Source organism: Thioalkalivibrio sp. ALJ24 (assembly GCF_000377785.1).
Classification (GTDB): Bacteria; Pseudomonadota; Gammaproteobacteria; order Ectothiorhodospirales; family Ectothiorhodospiraceae; genus Thioalkalivibrio.
In genome coordinates this window covers 206,136-224,081 of record NZ_KB898725.1, presented here as the reverse complement: position 1 = coordinate 224,081, position 17,946 = coordinate 206,136, and the positions used below count along the sequence as shown (strand labels likewise).

Sequence of the window (17,946 nt, the reverse complement as noted above, 5' to 3'; positions counted from 1 at the left end):
CCTTCGAGCAGGCTGTGCCCCGCGGGTGCAACCTCGCATCACGCTTTCAACACGTTGTTTGGAGAGACAAACATGGCAAACCAAGGCGTAAATCGAGGCCGGCGCCGGTTCCTCGTCGCCGCGACTTCGGTCGTTGGCGGAGCCGGCGTTGCGGCGGTAGCCGCGCCGATGCTGGCGTCCCTGCAGCCGAGTGCCCGCGCCCAGGCGGCCGGAGCTCCGGTCGAGGTGGATCTCCGCGAGATCGACGAGGGTCAGCGTATCTCCGTCGAATGGCGCGGCCAGCCCATCTGGGTCGTCCGTCGTACCGAGGAGATGCTCGAAGGGCTGTCGAAGATCACCGACCGCCTGCGTGATCCGGACTCCGAAGTCGAGGATCAGCAGCCTCCCTACGCCCAGAACGAACACCGCTCGATCGATCCCGAGTTCCTGGTGGTCGTCGGTATCTGTACCCACCTCGGGTGCTCGCCCAGCTACCGCCCCGAGATCGGCGATCCCGAGATGGGCTCCGCCTGGCAGGGCGGCTGGCTGTGCGGCTGCCACGGTTCTCGCTTCGACATGGCCGGCCGCGTGTACGCCAACATGCCGGCGGCTACCAACCTCGTGGTCCCGCCGTACAAGTACCTCACGGACGACGTGATCCTGGTGGGTGAAGACGATGAAGAAGGAGGGACCGTCTGATGGCCAGTAATCCGGACGAGAAGATCCAGGGAGGTTTTCTGGGCTGGGTGGACGCGCGCTTCCCCCTGTCCCAGATGTGGAACGACCACCTGGCCAAGTACTACGCGCCGAAGAACTTCAACTTCTGGTACTTCTTCGGCTCGCTCGCCCTGCTGGTGCTGGTGATCCAGATCGTTACCGGCATTGTCCTGACCATGTTCTACAAGCCGGATGCGGAGCTGGCCTTCGCGTCGGTCGAGTACATCATGCGTGACGTGGAATGGGGCTGGTTGATCCGCTACATGCATTCCACCGGCGCCTCGATGTTCTTCGTGGTCGTCTATCTGCACATGTTCCGTGCCCTGCTCTACGGTTCCTACAAGAAGCCGCGCGAGCTGATCTGGATCTTCGGCATGCTGATCTACGTCGTGCTGATGGCCGAGGCCTTCGCCGGCTACCTGCTGCCGTGGGGCCAGATGTCCTACTGGGGCGCGCAGGTGATCGTGAACCTGTTCCAGACCATCCCGTACATCGGGCCGGAGCTGGTGACCTGGATCCGCGGTGACTTCCTGCTGTCCGACGCCACGCTCAACCGGTTCTTCGCCCTGCACGTGGTGGCCCTGCCGCTGGTGCTGATCCTGCTGGTGGCCGCGCATATCATCGCGCTGCACGAGGTGGGCTCCAACAACCCCGACGGCGTCGAGATCAAGGCGAACAAGGACGAGAACGGCATCCCGAAGGACGGCATCCCGTTCCACCCGTACTACACCGTGAAGGACATCGTGGGCGTGGGCGTGTTCCTGATCGTTTTCTTCGCGATCGTGTTCTTCGCCCCCGAGGGTGGCGGCTACTTCCTGAAGCCGGACAACTTCATCCCGTCCGATCCGCTGGTGACGCCGGAGCTGATTCCGCCGGTCTGGTACTTCACCTCGATGTACTCGGTGCTGCGTTCCGTGCCGGATCCGTTCCTGGGCGTGGTCGCCATGGGCGCGGCCGTGGTGATCCTGTTCGTGATCCCCTGGCTGGACCGTAACCCGGTCAAGTCCATGCGCTACCGGTCCTTTGCGGCCAAGTTCAACCTCGCGGTGTTCGTGATCGCCTTCGTGATCCTTGGCTGGCTGGGCCTGCAGCAGGCGACCACCGCGGTCAGCGACATGAGCCTGCGGTTCTCCCAGGTCTACTTCCTGTTCTTCTTCCTGCTGTGGTTCCTGTCGCGGGAACGTTCGGCCTGGTTCAGCATCCTCGCGTTCCTGGTGCTGGTCGCGATCTACACGTTCTACGACGTGGCGCGCTTCGATGCGGATGACGCCGCCCTGATCATGTGGGGCTGGCTGATCCCGACCGTGTATCTGTTCGTGACCATGGTGGCCCCCGTGTTCGCACGTGGTCTGGGCCGTGACCGTCCCGTTCCGCAAAGGGTGACTTCGTGATGAAAAAGCTGATTGCTGCAACCTTCGTGGGCCTTGCGGCCCTGTTCATGGGGCCGGCGGGAACCGCCGGCGCCAGCGAGCTGATGTCGGCCAACGTGGACATCTCCAACCAGAACGCGCTGCAGCGGGGCGCCCGCCTGTTCGCGGACAACTGCATGGGGTGCCACTCGACCAAGTACGAGCGGTATAACCGCGTTGGCAAGGGCATCGGTCTGACCGAGGAACACATGGAAGAGCACTTCATCTTTGTCACCGACGAGGAGGGAGAGCCGGTTAACGTGGGTTCCCTGATGGAGATCGCGATGGAAGAGGACTACGCCGAAGAAGCCTTCGGCGTGGCCCCGCCCGACCTGACCCTGACCGCGCGCATCCACGGCGAGGACTGGCTGTACACCTTCCTCAAGTCGTTCTACCGCGACGAGTCCCGTCCGCTGGGCGCCAACAACACGGTGTTCAGCAACGTGGGCATGCCGCACGCGCTGTGGCACAAGCAGGGCTGGCAGGAACTGGTCGAGGATGATGATGGCAACGAACGCCTGGAGCTGGTGGAAGGCGGCAGCATGTCTCCCAGCGAATACGACCGGGCGGTGCGTGACATCGTGACCTATCTGTCCTACCTTGGCGAACCGGTCAAGCTGGAACGCCAGCGGATCGGTGTCTTCGTGATGATCTTCCTCGCCTTCTTCACGCTGCTGGCGTACTTCCTGAAAAAGGAATACTGGAAGGACGTCCACTGAGGCGGGAGGAGATCCAACCGGTGCCGGACTCGAGGATGAGCCGGCGCCGGCATCCTGTACCGTGGACCCGGCACCTGCAGACGCCGGGGTAGGGAGAATGCCATGGCGCTGGTCGCCAACCGCCGTTCCGTAATGACGCTGTTTTCCGCACACGACTGCGTGCGCTGCCACCGGGTGCGCATCATCCTCGCCGAAAAGGACATCGCGGTGGACGTGGTCAACCTCGGGCCCGACGATCTCCCCGAGGATCTCTCCGATCTCAATCCGTACAACGAGGTTCCCACCCTGGTGGACCGGGACCTGGCCCTGTACGGAACGCACGTGATCACCGAATACCTCGACGAGCGCTTCCCGCATCCGCCGCTGATGCCGGTGGACCCGGTCTCCCGTGCCGCAGCGCGGCTCGCGCTGTACCGCGTGGAACGTGACTGGTACGAGGGGCTCGATGCGATCGCGAAGGCGTCCGGGAATTCGCTCACCAAGGCCCGCAAGGTGCTGCGGGAGAGCTTTCTGGCTTCCAGTGACATCTTCGAACTGAAGCCATACTTTCTCAGCGACGAATTCAGCATCGTGGATGCGGCCATCGCCCCGGTGGTCTGGCGCCTGCCGGCAGTGGGGATCCCGCTGGACGGCCTTCCCCGGGCCATCCAGGAGTACGCTGACCGGGTCTGCCGGCGCGAATCGTTCACCATCAGTCTGACCGAGGCCGAAAGGGAGCTGCGGCTTTGACTTCGTCGCGACCGTACCTGCTCCGGGCGCTGTGGGACTGGATCACCGACAACGGCATGACCCCGCACCTGCTGGTGGATGCCACGGTGGACGGGACCGTGGTGCCGGATGCCTTCGTGGAGCAGGGCAAGATCACCCTCAATGTGGGGCCCAATGCCGTGCAGGGGCTGGAGCTGGGCGACGAGTTCGTCGCGTTTTCCGCCCGTTTCGCGGGCACGCCGATGGACGTGTTTGTCCCGCTGGCTGCGGTGATGGCGGTCTACGCACGTGAAAACGGGCAGGGCATGATGTTCGGCAGCGAGCCCGGACCATCTCCGGACCCGGGTCCCGGCGATGGCCCGCCGGATGACGGCGAGCCGCCGGATGATGACGGGGACGGCGGTGGTGACGAACCGCCGCGACGCAAGGGCGGTCCGTCGCTCACTGTGGTCAAGTAGGCGTCATTCACCGGGGGTGGGCGGCGCCTTGCCCGGGTTCAGGATTCCGTCGGGATCGAACGCCGCTCGTACCCCTTCCATCAGCTCCAGGGCCGCGGGGTCCAGTTCGCGCCCGACGAACGGCCGTTTGACCAGCCCGATGCCGTGTTCACCGGAAAGGCTGCCGTCCAGCGACAGCACCAGGCGGAACACGTCGTCGAGACAGGCCTCGGCGCGCTGCATCTCCTCGGGGTCATCCGGGTTCACCAGCAGATTTACATGGATGTTGCCGTTGCCGGCGTGGCCGAAGTTCACGATGCGGATGGCGTGGCGGGTGGCCAGCTCCTCCAGGCCGCCGATCAATGCCGGGATACGCGATACCGGCACGACGACGTCTTCGTTGATCTTCTTCGGCGCGATGGTCCTCAGTGCGGGCGAAAGGGCCTTCCGAACCTTCCACAGGCGTTCCATGGCCTCGTGCGTATCCGCCATGTCCACGTGCAGTGCCCCGTCGGCGGCGACCGTGCGGATACCGGCGGCCCGCCCGGCAATGCCCTCGGCCGAACCATCGACCTCGATCATCAGGATCGCGCCGGCCTCTTCGGGCAGTTCCACGCCACCATAGCCGCGGATCATCGTAATCGCGGAGCGGTCCATGAATTCCAGCGCCGAGGGCGATTCGGCCCGGGCCATCAGACGGGTAACGGCCTGCGCCGCTGATTCGATGTCGGGGTAGACCGCCTGTAACAGGTGCGTGCACTCGGGGCGCGGGGTCAGCTTCAGTGTCGCCTCGGTAATGATCCCGAGGGTACCCTCCGAACCGATCAGCAACCGGGTGAGGTCGTAACCGACCACCCCCTTGGTCGTGCGCACGCCGGTGCGAAAGCGTTGGCCGGTGCCCGCCACGGCCTCGAGCCCCAGGGTGTTTTCCCGCGGCGTGCCGTATTTCACCGCATGGGGGCCGGCGGAATTGTAGGCAAGATTGCCCCCAAGCGTGCAGAACGCGCTGCTGGTGGGGTCCGGGGGCCAGAAGAAACCATGCTCGCCGGCAGTCGTCTGGATTTCTGCGTTGGTCGCGCCCGGCTGCGCGATCAGCCAGCGATTGCCGGGGTCGACCTCAAGGATACGGTTCATGCGTTCCAGCGACAGCACCAGACCCCCGCGGTCGGGCACCACGGCCCCGGTCGTGCCGGTGCCACGGCCCCGCACCACCAGCGGTGCGCCCAGCCGGCGACACAGGCGCACCAGTTCCGCGACCGTATCGGCATCACGGGCAAAGGCGACCGCCTCCGGGATGGCGTGCAGGCGCGAGTTGTCACTGCCGTAGGCCCAGCAGTCGGCCGGATCCAGCAGCCGGTCTGCCTCCGGCAGGAGTCGTTCCAGTTCTCTGGCCAGCGGGGTCACAACTCGTCGCCCCGGATCGCGTCGACGATCCATTCGATCCCGCCGTCACCGTCCAGCGCCACCACGTCGAACCGCGCCGGGCCGTCCCACTGCTGTTCCAGCATCCAGGTCTCGGCCATGCGCCGCAGCCGCCCCCGTTTGCGCCGGTCGATGCTTTCCAGCCCACCGCCGTAGTCGCTCCGGCTGCGCATGCGCACCTCCACGAACACCACAGTATCGTGCTCGCGCATTACCAGATCGATTTCGCCCCACGGCCGCCGGACATTGCTGGCGAGCGGGCGCAGGCCGCGATCCTCGAGATAGCGGGCCGCACGCTCTTCGGCCTGCTGTCCGGCATCGCCCGGGCGGAACATCAGTCGCCGGAGCCCCCGGCCGCCTCCAGGCGTTGCGGGACGCCCCGAACAAAATGGGCCCAGGTCGGCTCGCGCTGCCAGTCACCGGTCAGGGCGTTGAGTTGCCATTCGCCGGCGTGTCCCGCCACGGTGGCATGCGGCGCGGCATTTGCCGGTTCGGCGCGCACGGCTAGCCGGCGCGCGTCCTGGCCCAGGGCGAAGAAACGTGGCAGCTCCGTGTGGTCACGCAGCGTCGTTCCGCCCTCATCGCCCAGCGGGGCGATCTCGCTGAACAGCAGCGGGGCGTCGGGGAATGCGATGGCGTTCAGGTCGCGATCGCGGGATGGGTCCGGTGCCCCGGGGTAGACGTGCGGAGTGGCCATCATCGGCAGGCTGGAGGCCTGATGGAAATGCAGATGGGGTGCGATCCGGCGGACGTCGGCCCCCTGTCCGGCGATGAACAGGTAATCTATGTCTGCGCGGATCTGCGGGTCCGCCTCGAGGCTCAGGCCCAGCCGCCGCGAGACCTCGCGGATACGCTCCTCGCTCCGGCCAATCCCGACGTGTTCGCCGATCCGCTCGTTCAGGTCCCCGGCATGAGTATCCACCCGGGCCACGTCGCGCGGGGGCTGGCCATGATCCTCGGCGGCCAGCGACCAGGCCGACGCGAGCCGATCACCAAACTCGCCCTCGGGAATGATCGCCAGACCGGGCCCCCAGCCGGCACGGGCCGCGCGATCGGCGACCGCCCGGGCATCGGATTCCGGGTCCAGTGCCAGGGCGCTGAGCCCGCGGGGCAGGGGGTTGTTGGTACGATTGAGCAGGACGCCGGGAAGGTGCTCGTCGAGGTCGGCGATTGCGGCCACGGAATCCCGGTGCAGCGGACCAATGACGTGATCGGCGTCGGCGCGGACCGCATCGCGATACAGGCGGGCTGCCTGTTGCGGATCGCCCCGGGTGTCGCGAACCTGCAGGCGGCCCTGACCCCCGGCCTCGGCATAATGGGCGCGGGTCACGCCATCGAGCACGGCCTCGCCGAGTCCGGCGAGATCGCCGGACAGGGGCAGAAGGACCACGATGTCGCCGGGTGCGTCGGCCTCCAGCGGTGTTGCGGCCAGGAGCGTGGAAAGGTGGCTGTTGGCGGGGTGCCGCGGGAAAGCTTCGCGCCAGCGTTCCGCTTGTGCCATTGCGGCGTCCCCGTCCTCGGCCTGGGACAGCGCCCGGAAGAGTTCGTGCCATCCGGCGGCGCCGGGCGCCGTATCACGTGACAGCCGTTCTCGCTGGGCCGGACGCAGCGCGGCCATCAGGGCCCACACACGGTGGTGGTTGGCGGTCTGCTGATCGGGTTCCATCATCAGCAGGGGGTCGAGCCGCAGGCGCGCCTCCAGGGCCTGATACCATGCCTGTTCGCTCTCCAGCAGCCGCGCATGCAGTTCCAGACCGCGGCGGTGAAACTCCGGGGTTCGGGTGGGGTCGTCGGGGTCGTCGGCACCCAGGCGTTGGGCCGCAAGGTCGGGTTTGTCACGGTGCCAGGCCAGCCAGCCACCGCGGACGCGATCGGCCAGCGGCATGGGCTCCTCGTCGGGCAGCCGGCGCCAGGCCTGCTCGGCGCGTTCAAGCGTCGCGTCGGGGATCGGCTCCAGGGCCAGTGCAGCGTCCACTGCTTCGCGCAGCAGGTCGGTGTCGATCTCGTCGTCGGGAAGTTCTTCCGCGCGTTGCAGCAGGCGTTCGGCCTGCTGTTCCGGCTCGAGCTCGATCTCGACCGGGACCTCGGGTTCCGGGTCGGGGGTCGGGTCCGGCTGGGGCGCGGCACAGCTGGCCACCAGGCCGATGACGGCCAGGGTCAGCAGCGGGCGCGGGAGCAGGGTGGCCGGGCGCAGATAACAGGCCGGACGGAAAAGGGTTGGGAGTCGGGTCACGGCAAATGTCGAGTCAGCGGTAAGGAGTCAGTATTGGAAGCGCAGCAGACAGTGTCAACGCGGGCCGGAACACTGTGGGTGGTGGCCACCCCCATCGGCAACCGGGCCGATCTTGGGCCGCGCGCCAGAGAGGTATTGTCGCATGTCTCGCGCATCGCGGCGGAGGATACCCGTCACAGTCGGGCCCTGCTCGCGCCGATGGGCATCGACACGCCGATGGTGAGTCTGCACGAACACAACGAGGAGCAGCGCGTGTTCAGTCTGCTGGCCGAGCTGGAGGGCGGTGCGGACGTGGCGCTGATCTCGGATGCCGGCACTCCGCTGGTCTCGGATCCGGGTTTTCGTCTGGTCCGGGAGGCACGCGAGCGCGCTCTGGAGATCCGGCCGGTGCCCGGACCCAGTGCCCCGCTGGCCGCGCTGGCGGTGTCGGGGCTGCCCAGTGACCGGTTCTGTTTCGACGGCTTCCTGCCGCATGCCGCTGGTGCGCGGGAGCGGCGCCTGAGTGAACTGCTGGCGCGGCCGCAGACCACCATCGTGTTCGAGTCGGCCCACCGGATTGCCGCGACCGCGAGCGAGCTGGCCGCACGGGCGCCGATGCACACCGTGTTCCTCGCGCGCGAGCTGACCAAGCAGTTCGAGGAGCATTATTTCGGGCCGGCCGGGGAGCTGCCCGGCTGGCTGGAGGCCGATGGCTGGCGCACGCGCGGGGAATTCGTGCTGGTGCTGGCGCCGGCGGAGGCTGCTCCGACGGAGGGGATCCCGGCCGAACACGAGCGGCTGCTGCTCGCGCTGGCCGAGGAGCTCCCGCTCAAGCGCGCGGCGCGCCTGCTGGCGGACGTCACCGGGCAGCCGCGCAACCGGCTGTACGCGCGAGGCCTGGAGCTGAAGGCCGCCGGTTCCCGGGAGGACGGGGGCGGCTGAAGGGCAGCTGGCGGCCGTTCGGGTCTTGCAAGTGCGTGGTGTCGCGCGTACAAGGGTTGCGGGAGTCGGCCGGACGGTCGCTGCGCCCCTGTGGCGTGGAGGAAAGTCCGGGCTCCGCAGGGCAGGACGCCAGGTAACGCCTGGGCGGCGCGAGCCGACGGAAAGTGCCGCAGAAAACAGACCGCCGATGGCCTTCGGGCACAGGTAAGGGTGAAAAGGTGCGGTAAGAGCGCACCGCACGGCTGGTAACAGTCCGTGGCACGGCAAACCCCGTCCGGAGCAAGGCCAAATAGGGGTGCATGGTGTGGCCCGCATCGCACCCGGGTAGGCTGCTTGAGGCGTCCGGTGACGGACGTCCCAGAGGAATGATCGTCCTCGACAGAACCCGGCTTACAGGCCGGCTCCCACTTTTTCCCACCTGCCGGGCTGTGCGCCCCGCGGGACCTGAATACCGGGTTGCCGCAAAATCATAAAGTAATTTCTCAAAAGGGCGCCTCAGACCTCTGGTTTCGGGTGCTTCTTTTCCCTCTGTGCTGCCGTCTCTGCAGGGCTTCATAAGTCTCTGTGATGAAAGGCTTATTTTTCTCCAAAGACCCCTTTTTTCCTTGACCGGTTTCAGGGGTGTACCTATAGTGGGTCCAAGTGGGGAGAAGTGGGAGAAGGTGGGAATACCACCATGACCGGCCATGTTCCGAGGCGTCAGTCAGCTCAATCTGGATGCGAAAGGGCGCCTGGCCATGCCGGCGCGCTATCGCGATGAGCTTGTGGCCTCCTGTGACGGCCAGCTGGTGGTGACCGTCCACCCCGACCGCTGTCTCCTGGTGTATCCGCGTCCGGAATGGGAGCGGGTCGAGCAGAACCTGATGTCGCGTCCCAACCTGAAGCCGGCGGTCGTGCGCCTCCAGCGCCTGCTGGTCGGTCACGCTTCCGACTGCGATCTCGATGGCAGCGGCCGTCTGCTGTTGCCGCCGCCCCTGCGACGGTTCGCCAGTCTCGACAAGCAGGTCGTGCTTCTCGGGCAGGGCAAGAAGTTCGAGATCTGGGATCAGGCCACCTGGGATCAGAATTGCGAGCAGATGTTCGAGGATGGCATCGATGCAGACGAACTCGATTCAATCTCGCTGTGATGGCCGGCTCCTCGCTACAGGCGCATGTCCCGGTGATGCTGGACGCCGTGCTGGAGGGGCTGGCGGTGCGCGCTGACGGTTTCTACGTCGACGGCACCTTTGGTCGGGGCGGCCACAGCCGGGCGCTTCTCGAACGTCTGGGGCCGGACGGTCGCCTGCTGGCGATGGACCGGGACCCCGAGGCGGCCAAGGCCGCCTCTTCGTTTCTGGGCGATCCGCGGTTCGCCTTCGAGGCCGCCGCGTTTTCGACCATGGCCGAAGTGCTGCGCCGGCGTGGCGATGCCGGCCTTCCCGCCGGCGTTTTCCTGGACCTCGGGGTTTCCTCGCCGCAGCTGGACGATGCCGAACGCGGATTCAGCTTCCAGCACGACGGCCCGCTGGACATGCGCATGGATCCGGGTACCGGCGAGAGCGCCGCGGACTGGCTTGCACGGGCCACCGAGCAGGAAATCGCCGACACCATCTACCAATACGGCGAAGAGCGGTTTTCGCGGCGCATTGCCCGTGCGATCGTGCGGGCGCGCAGCGAGGCGCCGATCACCCGCACCGGGCGGCTGGCGGAGCTGGTTCGTGGCGCCGTGCCGCGGCGCGAGCCGGGCAAGCACCCCGCGACACGCACCTTCCAGGCACTGCGCATCCGGGTGAACGATGAACTCCGGGAGCTGGAGCGCTGGCTCGCGACCATCCCGGAAGCGCTGCCGAGCGGCGCGCGCGTGGTGGTCATCGCGTTCCATTCCCTGGAGGACCGCATGGTCAAGCGCGCCTTTCGCGGTGACCGCGAAGATGCGCCGCGTCTGCCACGCGGCCTGCCGGTGAACCCCGAGCCGGTGCAGCGTCCCCTGCGTCCGCTGGGCAAGCCCGTGCGTGCCGATCGCGCGGAACAGCAACGCAATCCGCGGTCGCGCTCGGCGGTGCTGCGCGTGGCGGAGCGTACCTGATGGTCTGGCGCGGCCTCGCCATCGTCGCACTTTCGGTGGGCGCGTTCGCCTCCGCGCTGGGGGTGGTCGTGGCTCGCCACGAGGCACGTCAGGTGTTCGTCGACCAGCAGGCGGTGATGGCCGAGCGTGATCGCCTGAACCGGCAGTGGGCGCAGCTGCAGATCGAGCAGTCGACCTGGGCGACGCCGGGGCGCATCGAACGTCACGCGCGTGACGAGCTGGGGATGCTGCAGCCGGATGCCGAGCGGCTGGTAGTGATCGGGGGTGACGCATGGGGGCGCTGAAACGCGAGATCTCCATGGCACGCCTGTACACCGTGGGCGTTCTGCTGCTGCTGATGCTGGTGGCCCTGGTGCTGCGTGCGGCCGACCTGCAGGTGTTCAAGAGCGACTTCCTGTCGGCCCAGGGCGAGGCCCGCCAGGTGCGCACCCTGACCGAGACCGCCCACCGCGGGACGATCACCGATCGCCATGGCGAGCCCCTGGCGATCTCGGCGCCGGTACACACCGCGTGGGCCGTGCCCGGCGACCTGCTGGACGCCCCCGAACGCTGGGACGAGCTGGCCGAAGCCCTGCAGACCGATCCCGAGGAGCTCGCCGGGCGCATCGAGGAACGTGCCGATCGCGAGTTCATGTATCTGCGCCGGCACATGCTCCCGTCCCAGGCCGAGGCGGTGGAGGAGCTGCGGGTGCCGGGGGTCTCTCTCGCGCGCGAGTTCCGCCGCTACTATCCCCACGGCGAGGCGGTTTCGCATGTCCTCGGATACACCGACATCGACGACCGTGGCCAGGAAGGGATCGAACTTGCGTTCGATTACTGGATGACCGGCCAGCCCGGAACCAAGCGAGTCCTGCAGGATCGGCACGGGCGGACGATCCGCGATGTCGCCAGCATTCGTGCCGCGCGCGACGGTCAGGCCCTCGGCCTGACCCTGGATGCACGCCTGCAGTACCTTGCATACCGCGAGCTGAAGGCCGCGGTGCAGCGCCACGATGCGCGTGGTGGCTCGGCCGTGCTGCTGGATGCGCGCAGCGGTGACGTCCTGGCGATGGTCAACCAGCCCGGCTTCAATCCCAACAATCGCGGGTCGATCCGCTCCGAGCGGGCCCGCAACCGCGCGGTGGTCGACGCCTTCGAGCCCGGGTCCGTGCTCAAGCCGTTCACGGTGGCGGCCGCGCTCGACTCCGGGGCGGTCGATCCGCACGAGACCCTGGACACCGCACCCGGGACGATGCGCGTGGGGCAGCTCACGGTGCGCGACCTGCGGGACTTCGGCACCATCGACCTGACCACCCTGATCGCGCGCTCGTCCAACGTGGGCGCCACCCGCCTCGCGATGGACACCGATCCGGCGGAATTCTGGCGGGTGTTGTCGCGTGCCGGTTTCGGTCAGTCTGCGGGGCTCCATTTCCCCGGCGAGGCCCGCGGCACCCTGCGCGATTTCACCGCCTGGCGCGAGGTGGAACAGGCCACCCTGGGTTATGGCTACGGCATGGCCGCTACCCCGTTGCAGCTGGCGGCGGCATATACCGCGTTCGCCAACGAGGGCCGGCGCATGCCCGTGCGGCTGGTGGAAACCGCCGATGATGTCCGTGAGCCCGAGGCGGTCATGAGCCCCGGGACTGCTGCCCGCCTGATGGCGATGATGGAACACACCGTGGGGCCCGAAGGTACCGCCCGGCAGGCCGTGATCGACGGCTACCGCGTGGCCGGCAAGACCGGTACCGCACGCAAGGCGGTGGCCGGCGGTTATGCCGAGGATCGCTATTACTCGAGCTTCGTCGGCCTGGTACCGGCCTCGGACCCGCGTTTCGTGATGGCGGTGGTGGTCGACGAGCCTGCGGACATGCATTACGGCGGCGCGGTCGCGGCCCCGGTGTTCCGCGAGGTCGCCGCCTCCGCCCTGCGCATGTACAACGTCCGTCCGGACGCGATGCCCGAGATCCCGATGCAGATCGCGGCCGGCGAAGAGGGGCAGCCATGACCCCCGCGGCCGCCGATACGCCCATGACGGCCGTGCCCCTGCACCGGCACTTCCCGGAACTGTTCCGCGGGCAGGCCGAGGTCAACGTAACCGACTTGGTGCAGGACAGCCGCGCGGTGACGCCGGGTGCCGGTTTCGTCGCCCTGCGCGGTACCCGCGAACACGGGCTCGTCCATGCCGTGGACGCGGCGGCACGCGGGGCCTGCGTGATTCTGTGGGACGAGGACGGTGAGGCCGAACCCGCGGAGATCGCGGATACAGGGGTCCCCGCCCTGCGGGTGCCGGGCCTGCGTTCCCGTCTTCCTGCGCTGGCCCGCGCGGTATTCGGGGCGTGGCCGGAGGATGCGCCGGTCGTCGCGGTTACCGGCACCGACGGCAAGACCTCGGTGACCCATCTCGTCGCCGCGGCGCTCGAACAACTCGGCACTCCCGCCGGCGTGATCGGAACCCTGGGGGCCGGGCGCCCCGCCGCGCTGCATCCCGCCGGTCACACCACTCCGGGGGTGCTTGAATTGCACCGGCATCTTGCGGATCTGGCGCGCAACGGCTGTCGCGCGGTCGCGCTCGAGGCGTCCTCGCATGGCCTGGTGCAGGGGCGCCTGGACGGCATCCCGGTAAGTGTGGCGGTACTGACCCGGCTGGGCACCGATCACCTGGATTTTCACGGCAGCCAGGCCGCCTACGCGGAGGCCAAGGCGACCCTGTTCGACCGTCCCGGGCTGCACACCCGGGTGATCAATGCGGACGACGAGCTCGGCCGTGAACTGCTGCGGCGCCCGGTCCCGGCCGGGGTCGCCGACCTCACCTGGGGAGCGGATCTGTCGACGGCGATGGTGCGCGCCGAGGCGGTCGAGGCCACGCCGCAGGGGCTGGCCTTCACCCTGGTCGCCGACGGGCAGCATTGGTCCGTTCGCTCGCGGCTGTACGGCCGCTTCCAGGTGGAGAACCTGCTCGCCACCCTTGCGACCCTGCATGCCCTCGGTCACTCCTGGGAGGCCGCCGCCGAAGCGGTGGCCGGGCTCCCGGGGGTGCCCGGGCGCATGGAGCGTTTCGAATTGCCCAGCGGCGCCCTGCTGGTGGTCGATTACGCCCACACCGCGCAGGCGCTGGAGGCCGCGCTCACCGCCCTGCGCCCGCATTCCCGTGGACGTCTGAGTGTGGTGTTCGGCTGCGGCGGTGATCGTGACCCGGGCAAGCGCGCGGCGATGGGCCGGGTCGCCGCCCGCCATGCGGATCGGGTGATCGTGACCGACGACAACCCCCGCCACGAGGACCCGGCGGCGATCCGTGCCGCGGTGCTCGCTGGCTGCGGGGCCGCCGGCGAGTGCTGCGAGATCGCCGACCGCGAGGCGGCGGTACGGGACGCGGTGGCCAATGCCGGTGCGGGCGACATCGTGCTGCTGGCCGGCAAGGGACACGAGACCACGCAGCAGGTGGGCGACACGCAGCGACCGTTCAGCGACCGGACGCTGGCCGCCCGGCTGGCGCACGAACCCATCGGGGAGGAAGGGTAATGATCCGGATGACGGCGGGCGAGCTGGCGACCGCAGTGGGCGGGCGTCTGCAGGGCGATCCCGGGACCGAATTCAGCGGTGTGTTCACCGATACCCGCAGTCCGCGGGAAGGCGGGCTGTTCGTCGCATTGCGCGGGCCTCGCTTCGATGCCCACGATTACCTGGACGCCGCGCTGCCGGCTGCCCCGGTCCTGCTGCTGCGCCGGGCGCGCACGGACCTCCCGGTGGCGCAGGTCGTGGTCCCGGACACCGGCGAGGCCCTGGGGCGCCTGGCCGCGGCCTGGCGTGCGCGCTGCGACGCGCGGGTGATTGCGCTGACCGGCTCCAACGGCAAGACCACGACCCGCGAGATGCTGCGCAGCATCCTCGCGCGCATGGGGCGGGTGCATGCCACCGAAGGCAACCTGAACAACGAGGTCGGCACCCCGCTGACGCTGCTGGCGATGCCCGCAGATACCGAATTCGCGGTGATCGAGCTGGGTGCCAACCACACCGGCGAGGTGGGGCGCATGGCCGCCTGGGCCTCCCCGCAGGTGGCCCTGATTACCAACGCGGGCCACGCCCACCTCGAAGGCTTCGGCAGCCTCGAGGGGGTGGCCCACGCCAAGGCCGAGATCTTTTCCGGCCTGCCCTCCCAGGGCGGTACGGCCGTGGTCAACCTGGATGATCCGTTCGCCGATTACTGGCTGTCGTTGAACGAACACCATCATCGCCAGCGTTTCTCGCTGGAGGGTGGCGGCGAGGTCGAGGGCGCATGGATCGCGCCGGATCGCCTGCTGATCACGATCCTCGGGGCCGGGCGCGAGGTCCGTCTGGCCAGCCCCGGGCGGCACGTGGCCGCCAATGCGGTGGCCGCGGCGGCGGCGGCCAACGCGGTGGGTGCCGGTATCGATACGGTTGCCGCCGGCCTGGCCGCGTGGCGTCCGGTCGCCGGCCGCCTGCAGGCCTGCCGCCATGCCAGCGGGGCACGGATCTGGGACGACAGCTACAACGCCAACCCCGATTCCCTGCGGGCCGGGCTGGAGGTCCTGGCGAGCGTACCCGGTCGCCGCCTGCTGGTGCTCGGCGAGATGGGCGAGCTGGGAGCCGAATCGGCCGAGTTGCACGCCGCGATCGGTCGCGAGGCACGGGCCATGGGCATCGACGCCTGCCTGGCCCTGGGTGAGCAGGGCCGCGCCGTGGCCGAGGCCTTCGGTGAAGGCGGCGAGTGGTTCCTGGATCATGCTGCGTTGGTCGCCCGCCTGGAAGGGTTGCTGGACGAACACACCACGGTGCTGGTCAAGGGGTCGCGCAGCCAGCACATGGAACGCATCGTGGAGGCGCTGGACGCGCAGCCCCTGGACCCGGAGGCGGTGGATGCTGTTCGCGCTGACTGAATATCTCGCCCAGTTCCACAGCGGGTTCACGGTCTTTCAGTACCTGACCCTGCGCGCCATCCTCGGGGTGGTGACGGCGCTGGCGATCGCCCTGCTGATCGGTCCGGCGGTGATTCGCCGCCTGACCCTGGGCAAGGTCGGCCAGAACATCCGCGAGGATGGACCCGAATCGCATCTGAGCAAGGCGGGGACGCCGACCATGGGCGGCGCGCTGATCCTGGTGGCCGTGGCGGTGGCCACCCTGCTGTGGAGCGACCTGACCAACCGTTTCGTCTGGATCGTGCTGCTGACCACCCTGGCGTTCGGCGCGGTGGGGGGCTGGGATGACTATCTCAAGCTGCGCTACGGCAACAGCCAGGGGCTGTCGGCGAAATCCAAGCTGCTGTGGCAGACCCTGTTCGCGCTGATCGCGGCCGGGGTGATCATGCTGACCGCCCAGGACCCGGTGGAGACCACCTTCTATCTGCCGGTGTTCAAGGAGATCGAGTTCAGCCTCGGCTGGCTGTTCATCCCCTTGGTCTGGCTGGTGGTAGTGGGCTCGTCCAACGCCGTCAACCTGACCGACGGGCTGGACGGGCTGGCGATCATGCCGGCGGTGCTGGTGGCCGGCGCCCTGGGCATCTTCGCCTATGCCGCGGGCCATGCGGTGTTCGCCGACTATCTCGGCATTCCCGCGGTCCCCGGGGTTGGCGAGGTAGGCATCTTCGCCGCTGCGCTGGTGGGCGCGGGGCTGGGCTTTCTGTGGTTCAACACCTATCCGGCGCAGGTCTTCATGGGCGATGTCGGGGCCCTGGCGCTGGGCGCCGCTCTGGGGATGATGGCGATCCTCACCCGCCAGGAGATCGTGCTGCTGATCATGGGCGGCGTGTTCGTCCTGGAGACCGTTTCGGTCATGCTTCAGGTCGCGTCCTTCAAGCTGACCGGCCGGCGCATGTTCCGCATGGCGCCGCTGCACCATCACTTCGAACTCAAGGGCTGGCCGGAGCCGCGCGTGATCGTGCGCTTCTGGATCCTGACCGTGGTGTTCGTCCTCATCGGGCTGGCAACCCTGAAGGTGCGCTGATGGAACGGGTGCGAAGTGACAACCTGATCGTCGGGCTGGGTGCCACCGGGCAGTCGGTGGCGCGCTACCTGCTCGCGCGCGGGATGTCGTTCGCGGTCACCGATACCCGTAGCGAGCCGCCGGCCTGTGACGACCCCGAGCTGGCGCGGATCCTGAACGAGCGCCGGGTCGGCCCGCTGGATGGCCTGGATGCCACCGGCGTGCGCCGCCTGATCGTCTCGCCGGGGGTCGCACTGGAGCACCCGGCGATCGCCGCCGCAGGGGAGGCCGGGGCCGAGATCACCGGTGACATCGACCTGTTTGCCCGCGAGGCCGCCGCCCCGGTGATCGCGATCACCGGTTCCAACGGGAAGAGCACCGTGACCGCGCTGACCGGCGAACTGCTGGATGCGGCCGGTTACGCGGTGGCGATCGGGGGCAACTACGGGACCCCGGCGCTGGATCTGCTGGAACGCGATCCGGAGATGTTCGTGCTGGAGCTGTCCAGCTTCCAGCTGGAACGTTGCCACGATCTGGCGCCCGCCGCGGCGGTGGTGCTCAACCTGTCGCCGGATCACCTCGATCGCTATGCCGATATGGCCGCCTACCTGCGTGCCAAGCAGCGGGTATTCCGGGGCGCCGCTCGCGGGCTGGTCAATCGTGATGACCCGATGCTGGCCGACATGCCGACCCCGCCCGCAATGCAGCGCGAGACCTTTGGCCTGCAGGCCCCGCCCTCCGCGACCGACTGGGGCCTTTGCCCCGGAGTGCACGAGGACGGACCGCAGTTTTGCCGCGGCGACCAGGCCCTGCTCGCCACCGCCCGTCTGCGCCTGCGGGGACACCACAACTGGGCCAATGCCCTTGCCGCGCTGGGGCTGGTGTGGCCGTGGCTGGATGCGCCCGAACGCCGTGCGCGGGCGCTGGCCGCGCTGGCGGATTTCCCCGGCCTGCCGCACCGTTCGCAGTGGATCGCGTCCATCGACGGGGTCGACTGGATCAACGATTCCAAGGGCACCAACCTGGGCGCGACGATGGCCGCCCTGCGCGGCACGCCGGGCCCCCTGGTCCTGATCGCCGGCGGTCAGGCCAAGGGTCAGGACTTCTCGCCGCTGGCCGATCAGCTGGCCGGCAAGGTGCGTGGCGCGGTCCTGCTGGGAGAGGATGCCCCGCTGATCTCGCGTGCGCTGTCCCCGGTGGTGCCGGTGCATCATGTCGCCGACATGGATGCCGCCGTGGCCAGTGCCGCGGAGTGGGCGCAGCCGGGCGACAGCGTGCTGCTGTCCCCGGCCTGCGCCAGCCTGGACATGTATCCGGACTATCGCGCCCGCGGCGACGACTTCGCCCGCGCGGTCAGGGAGCGTGCGGCGTGACGGCCCCGGTCGCATACGGTCGTCCGGGCGCACTGGACCGGCTGCGG

General features: G+C 68.5%; 17 protein-coding genes and 1 other RNA gene. 15 read left to right on the top strand and 3 right to left on the bottom strand.

The features are described from left to right. The first annotated feature begins 72 nt into the window (after positions 1-72). The 5 genes from petA (at position 73) to D571_RS0103295 (ending at position 3,990) form a co-directional block, all read left to right on the top strand. Positions 73-678, top strand: a complete 606-nt coding sequence (gene petA / locus D571_RS0103315) for a ubiquinol-cytochrome c reductase iron-sulfur subunit (protein WP_026287543.1) — start codon at positions 73-75, stop codon at positions 676-678. Then, a complete protein-coding gene (locus D571_RS0103310) occupies positions 678-2,087 on the top strand; it encodes a cytochrome bc complex cytochrome b subunit (RefSeq protein ID WP_018935252.1) in 1,410 nt (469 codons plus the stop codon). The genes petA and D571_RS0103310 overlap by 1 nt, the downstream gene beginning before the upstream one ends. Further along, complete coding sequence (locus tag D571_RS0103305) at positions 2,087-2,824, top strand: cytochrome c1 (RefSeq protein WP_018935251.1); 738 nt, start codon at positions 2,087-2,089, stop codon at positions 2,822-2,824. The genes D571_RS0103310 and D571_RS0103305 overlap by 1 nt, the downstream gene beginning before the upstream one ends. Before the next feature lie 102 nt (positions 2,825-2,926). Next, positions 2,927-3,553, top strand: a complete 627-nt coding sequence (locus tag D571_RS0103300) for a glutathione S-transferase N-terminal domain-containing protein (RefSeq protein WP_018935250.1) — start codon at positions 2,927-2,929, stop codon at positions 3,551-3,553. Further along, a complete protein-coding gene (locus D571_RS0103295) occupies positions 3,550-3,990 on the top strand; it encodes a ClpXP protease specificity-enhancing factor (protein WP_018935249.1) in 441 nt (146 codons plus the stop codon). Before D571_RS0103300 ends, D571_RS0103295 begins: the two co-directional genes overlap by 4 nt. Before the next feature lie 3 nt (positions 3,991-3,993). On the opposite strand, the gene D571_RS0103290 is transcribed toward D571_RS0103295, so the two are convergent. The 3 genes from D571_RS0103290 to D571_RS0103280 are packed head-to-tail and all read right to left on the bottom strand — an operon-like array spanning position 3,994 to position 7,624. After that, on the bottom strand, positions 3,994-5,373 hold the full coding sequence (locus tag D571_RS0103290; RefSeq protein ID WP_018935248.1) for an FAD-binding oxidoreductase: 1,380 nt from the start codon (positions 5,371-5,373) through the stop codon (positions 3,994-3,996). Continuing rightward, positions 5,370-5,726: a YraN family protein gene (locus D571_RS0103285; protein WP_018935247.1), complete on the bottom strand. Its 357-nt coding sequence runs from the start codon at positions 5,724-5,726 to the stop codon at positions 5,370-5,372. Before D571_RS0103285 ends, D571_RS0103290 begins: the two co-directional genes overlap by 4 nt. Then, positions 5,726-7,624: a penicillin-binding protein activator gene (locus D571_RS0103280; protein ID WP_018935246.1), complete on the bottom strand. Its 1,899-nt coding sequence runs from the start codon at positions 7,622-7,624 to the stop codon at positions 5,726-5,728. Before D571_RS0103280 ends, D571_RS0103285 begins: the two co-directional genes overlap by 1 nt. Before the next feature lie 33 nt (positions 7,625-7,657). On the opposite strand from D571_RS0103280, the gene rsmI reads away from it, so the two are divergent. The 10 genes from rsmI (at position 7,658) to murD (ending at position 17,899) form a co-directional block, all read left to right on the top strand. Continuing rightward, a complete protein-coding gene (rsmI, locus tag D571_RS0103275) occupies positions 7,658-8,545 on the top strand; it encodes a 16S rRNA (cytidine(1402)-2'-O)-methyltransferase (RefSeq protein ID WP_083916862.1) in 888 nt (295 codons plus the stop codon). A 61-nt stretch (positions 8,546-8,606) separates the two neighbouring features. Next, an RNA gene (gene rnpB, locus D571_RS13915) (RNase P RNA component class A) lies at positions 8,607-8,954 on the top strand. Positions 8,955-9,231: 277 nt separating this feature from the next. Beyond that, positions 9,232-9,672 (top strand): division/cell wall cluster transcriptional repressor MraZ, encoded by a 441-nt coding sequence (gene mraZ / locus D571_RS0103270; RefSeq protein WP_018935244.1) that lies wholly within the window; start codon positions 9,232-9,234, stop codon positions 9,670-9,672. Then, positions 9,672-10,610, top strand: a complete 939-nt coding sequence (gene rsmH, locus D571_RS0103265) for a 16S rRNA (cytosine(1402)-N(4))-methyltransferase RsmH (RefSeq protein ID WP_018935243.1) — start codon at positions 9,672-9,674, stop codon at positions 10,608-10,610. Before mraZ ends, rsmH begins: the two co-directional genes overlap by 1 nt. Further along, entirely contained in the window at positions 10,610-10,894 is a 285-nt protein-coding gene (ftsL, locus tag D571_RS0103260; protein ID WP_018935242.1) for a cell division protein FtsL, read from the top strand. Before rsmH ends, ftsL begins: the two co-directional genes overlap by 1 nt. Next, positions 10,882-12,594 (top strand): penicillin-binding protein 2, encoded by a 1,713-nt coding sequence (locus tag D571_RS0103255; RefSeq protein ID WP_018935241.1) that lies wholly within the window; start codon positions 10,882-10,884, stop codon positions 12,592-12,594. The genes ftsL and D571_RS0103255 overlap by 13 nt, the downstream gene beginning before the upstream one ends. Then, on the top strand, positions 12,591-14,108 hold the full coding sequence (locus D571_RS0103250; protein WP_018935240.1) for a UDP-N-acetylmuramoyl-L-alanyl-D-glutamate--2,6-diaminopimelate ligase: 1,518 nt from the start codon (positions 12,591-12,593) through the stop codon (positions 14,106-14,108). Before D571_RS0103255 ends, D571_RS0103250 begins: the two co-directional genes overlap by 4 nt. Further along, the gene (gene murF / locus D571_RS0103245; protein WP_018935239.1) at positions 14,108-15,484 is read left to right on the top strand and encodes a UDP-N-acetylmuramoyl-tripeptide--D-alanyl-D-alanine ligase; all 1,377 of its coding nucleotides are present in this window, start codon (positions 14,108-14,110) and stop codon (positions 15,482-15,484) included. Before D571_RS0103250 ends, murF begins: the two co-directional genes overlap by 1 nt. After that, positions 15,465-16,547 (top strand): phospho-N-acetylmuramoyl-pentapeptide-transferase, encoded by a 1,083-nt coding sequence (mraY, locus tag D571_RS0103240; protein ID WP_018935238.1) that lies wholly within the window; start codon positions 15,465-15,467, stop codon positions 16,545-16,547. Before murF ends, mraY begins: the two co-directional genes overlap by 20 nt. Then, the gene (gene murD / locus D571_RS0103235) at positions 16,547-17,899 is read left to right on the top strand and encodes a UDP-N-acetylmuramoyl-L-alanine--D-glutamate ligase (protein WP_018935237.1); all 1,353 of its coding nucleotides are present in this window, start codon (positions 16,547-16,549) and stop codon (positions 17,897-17,899) included. Before mraY ends, murD begins: the two co-directional genes overlap by 1 nt. The last annotated feature ends 47 nt before the right edge of the window (positions 17,900-17,946 follow it).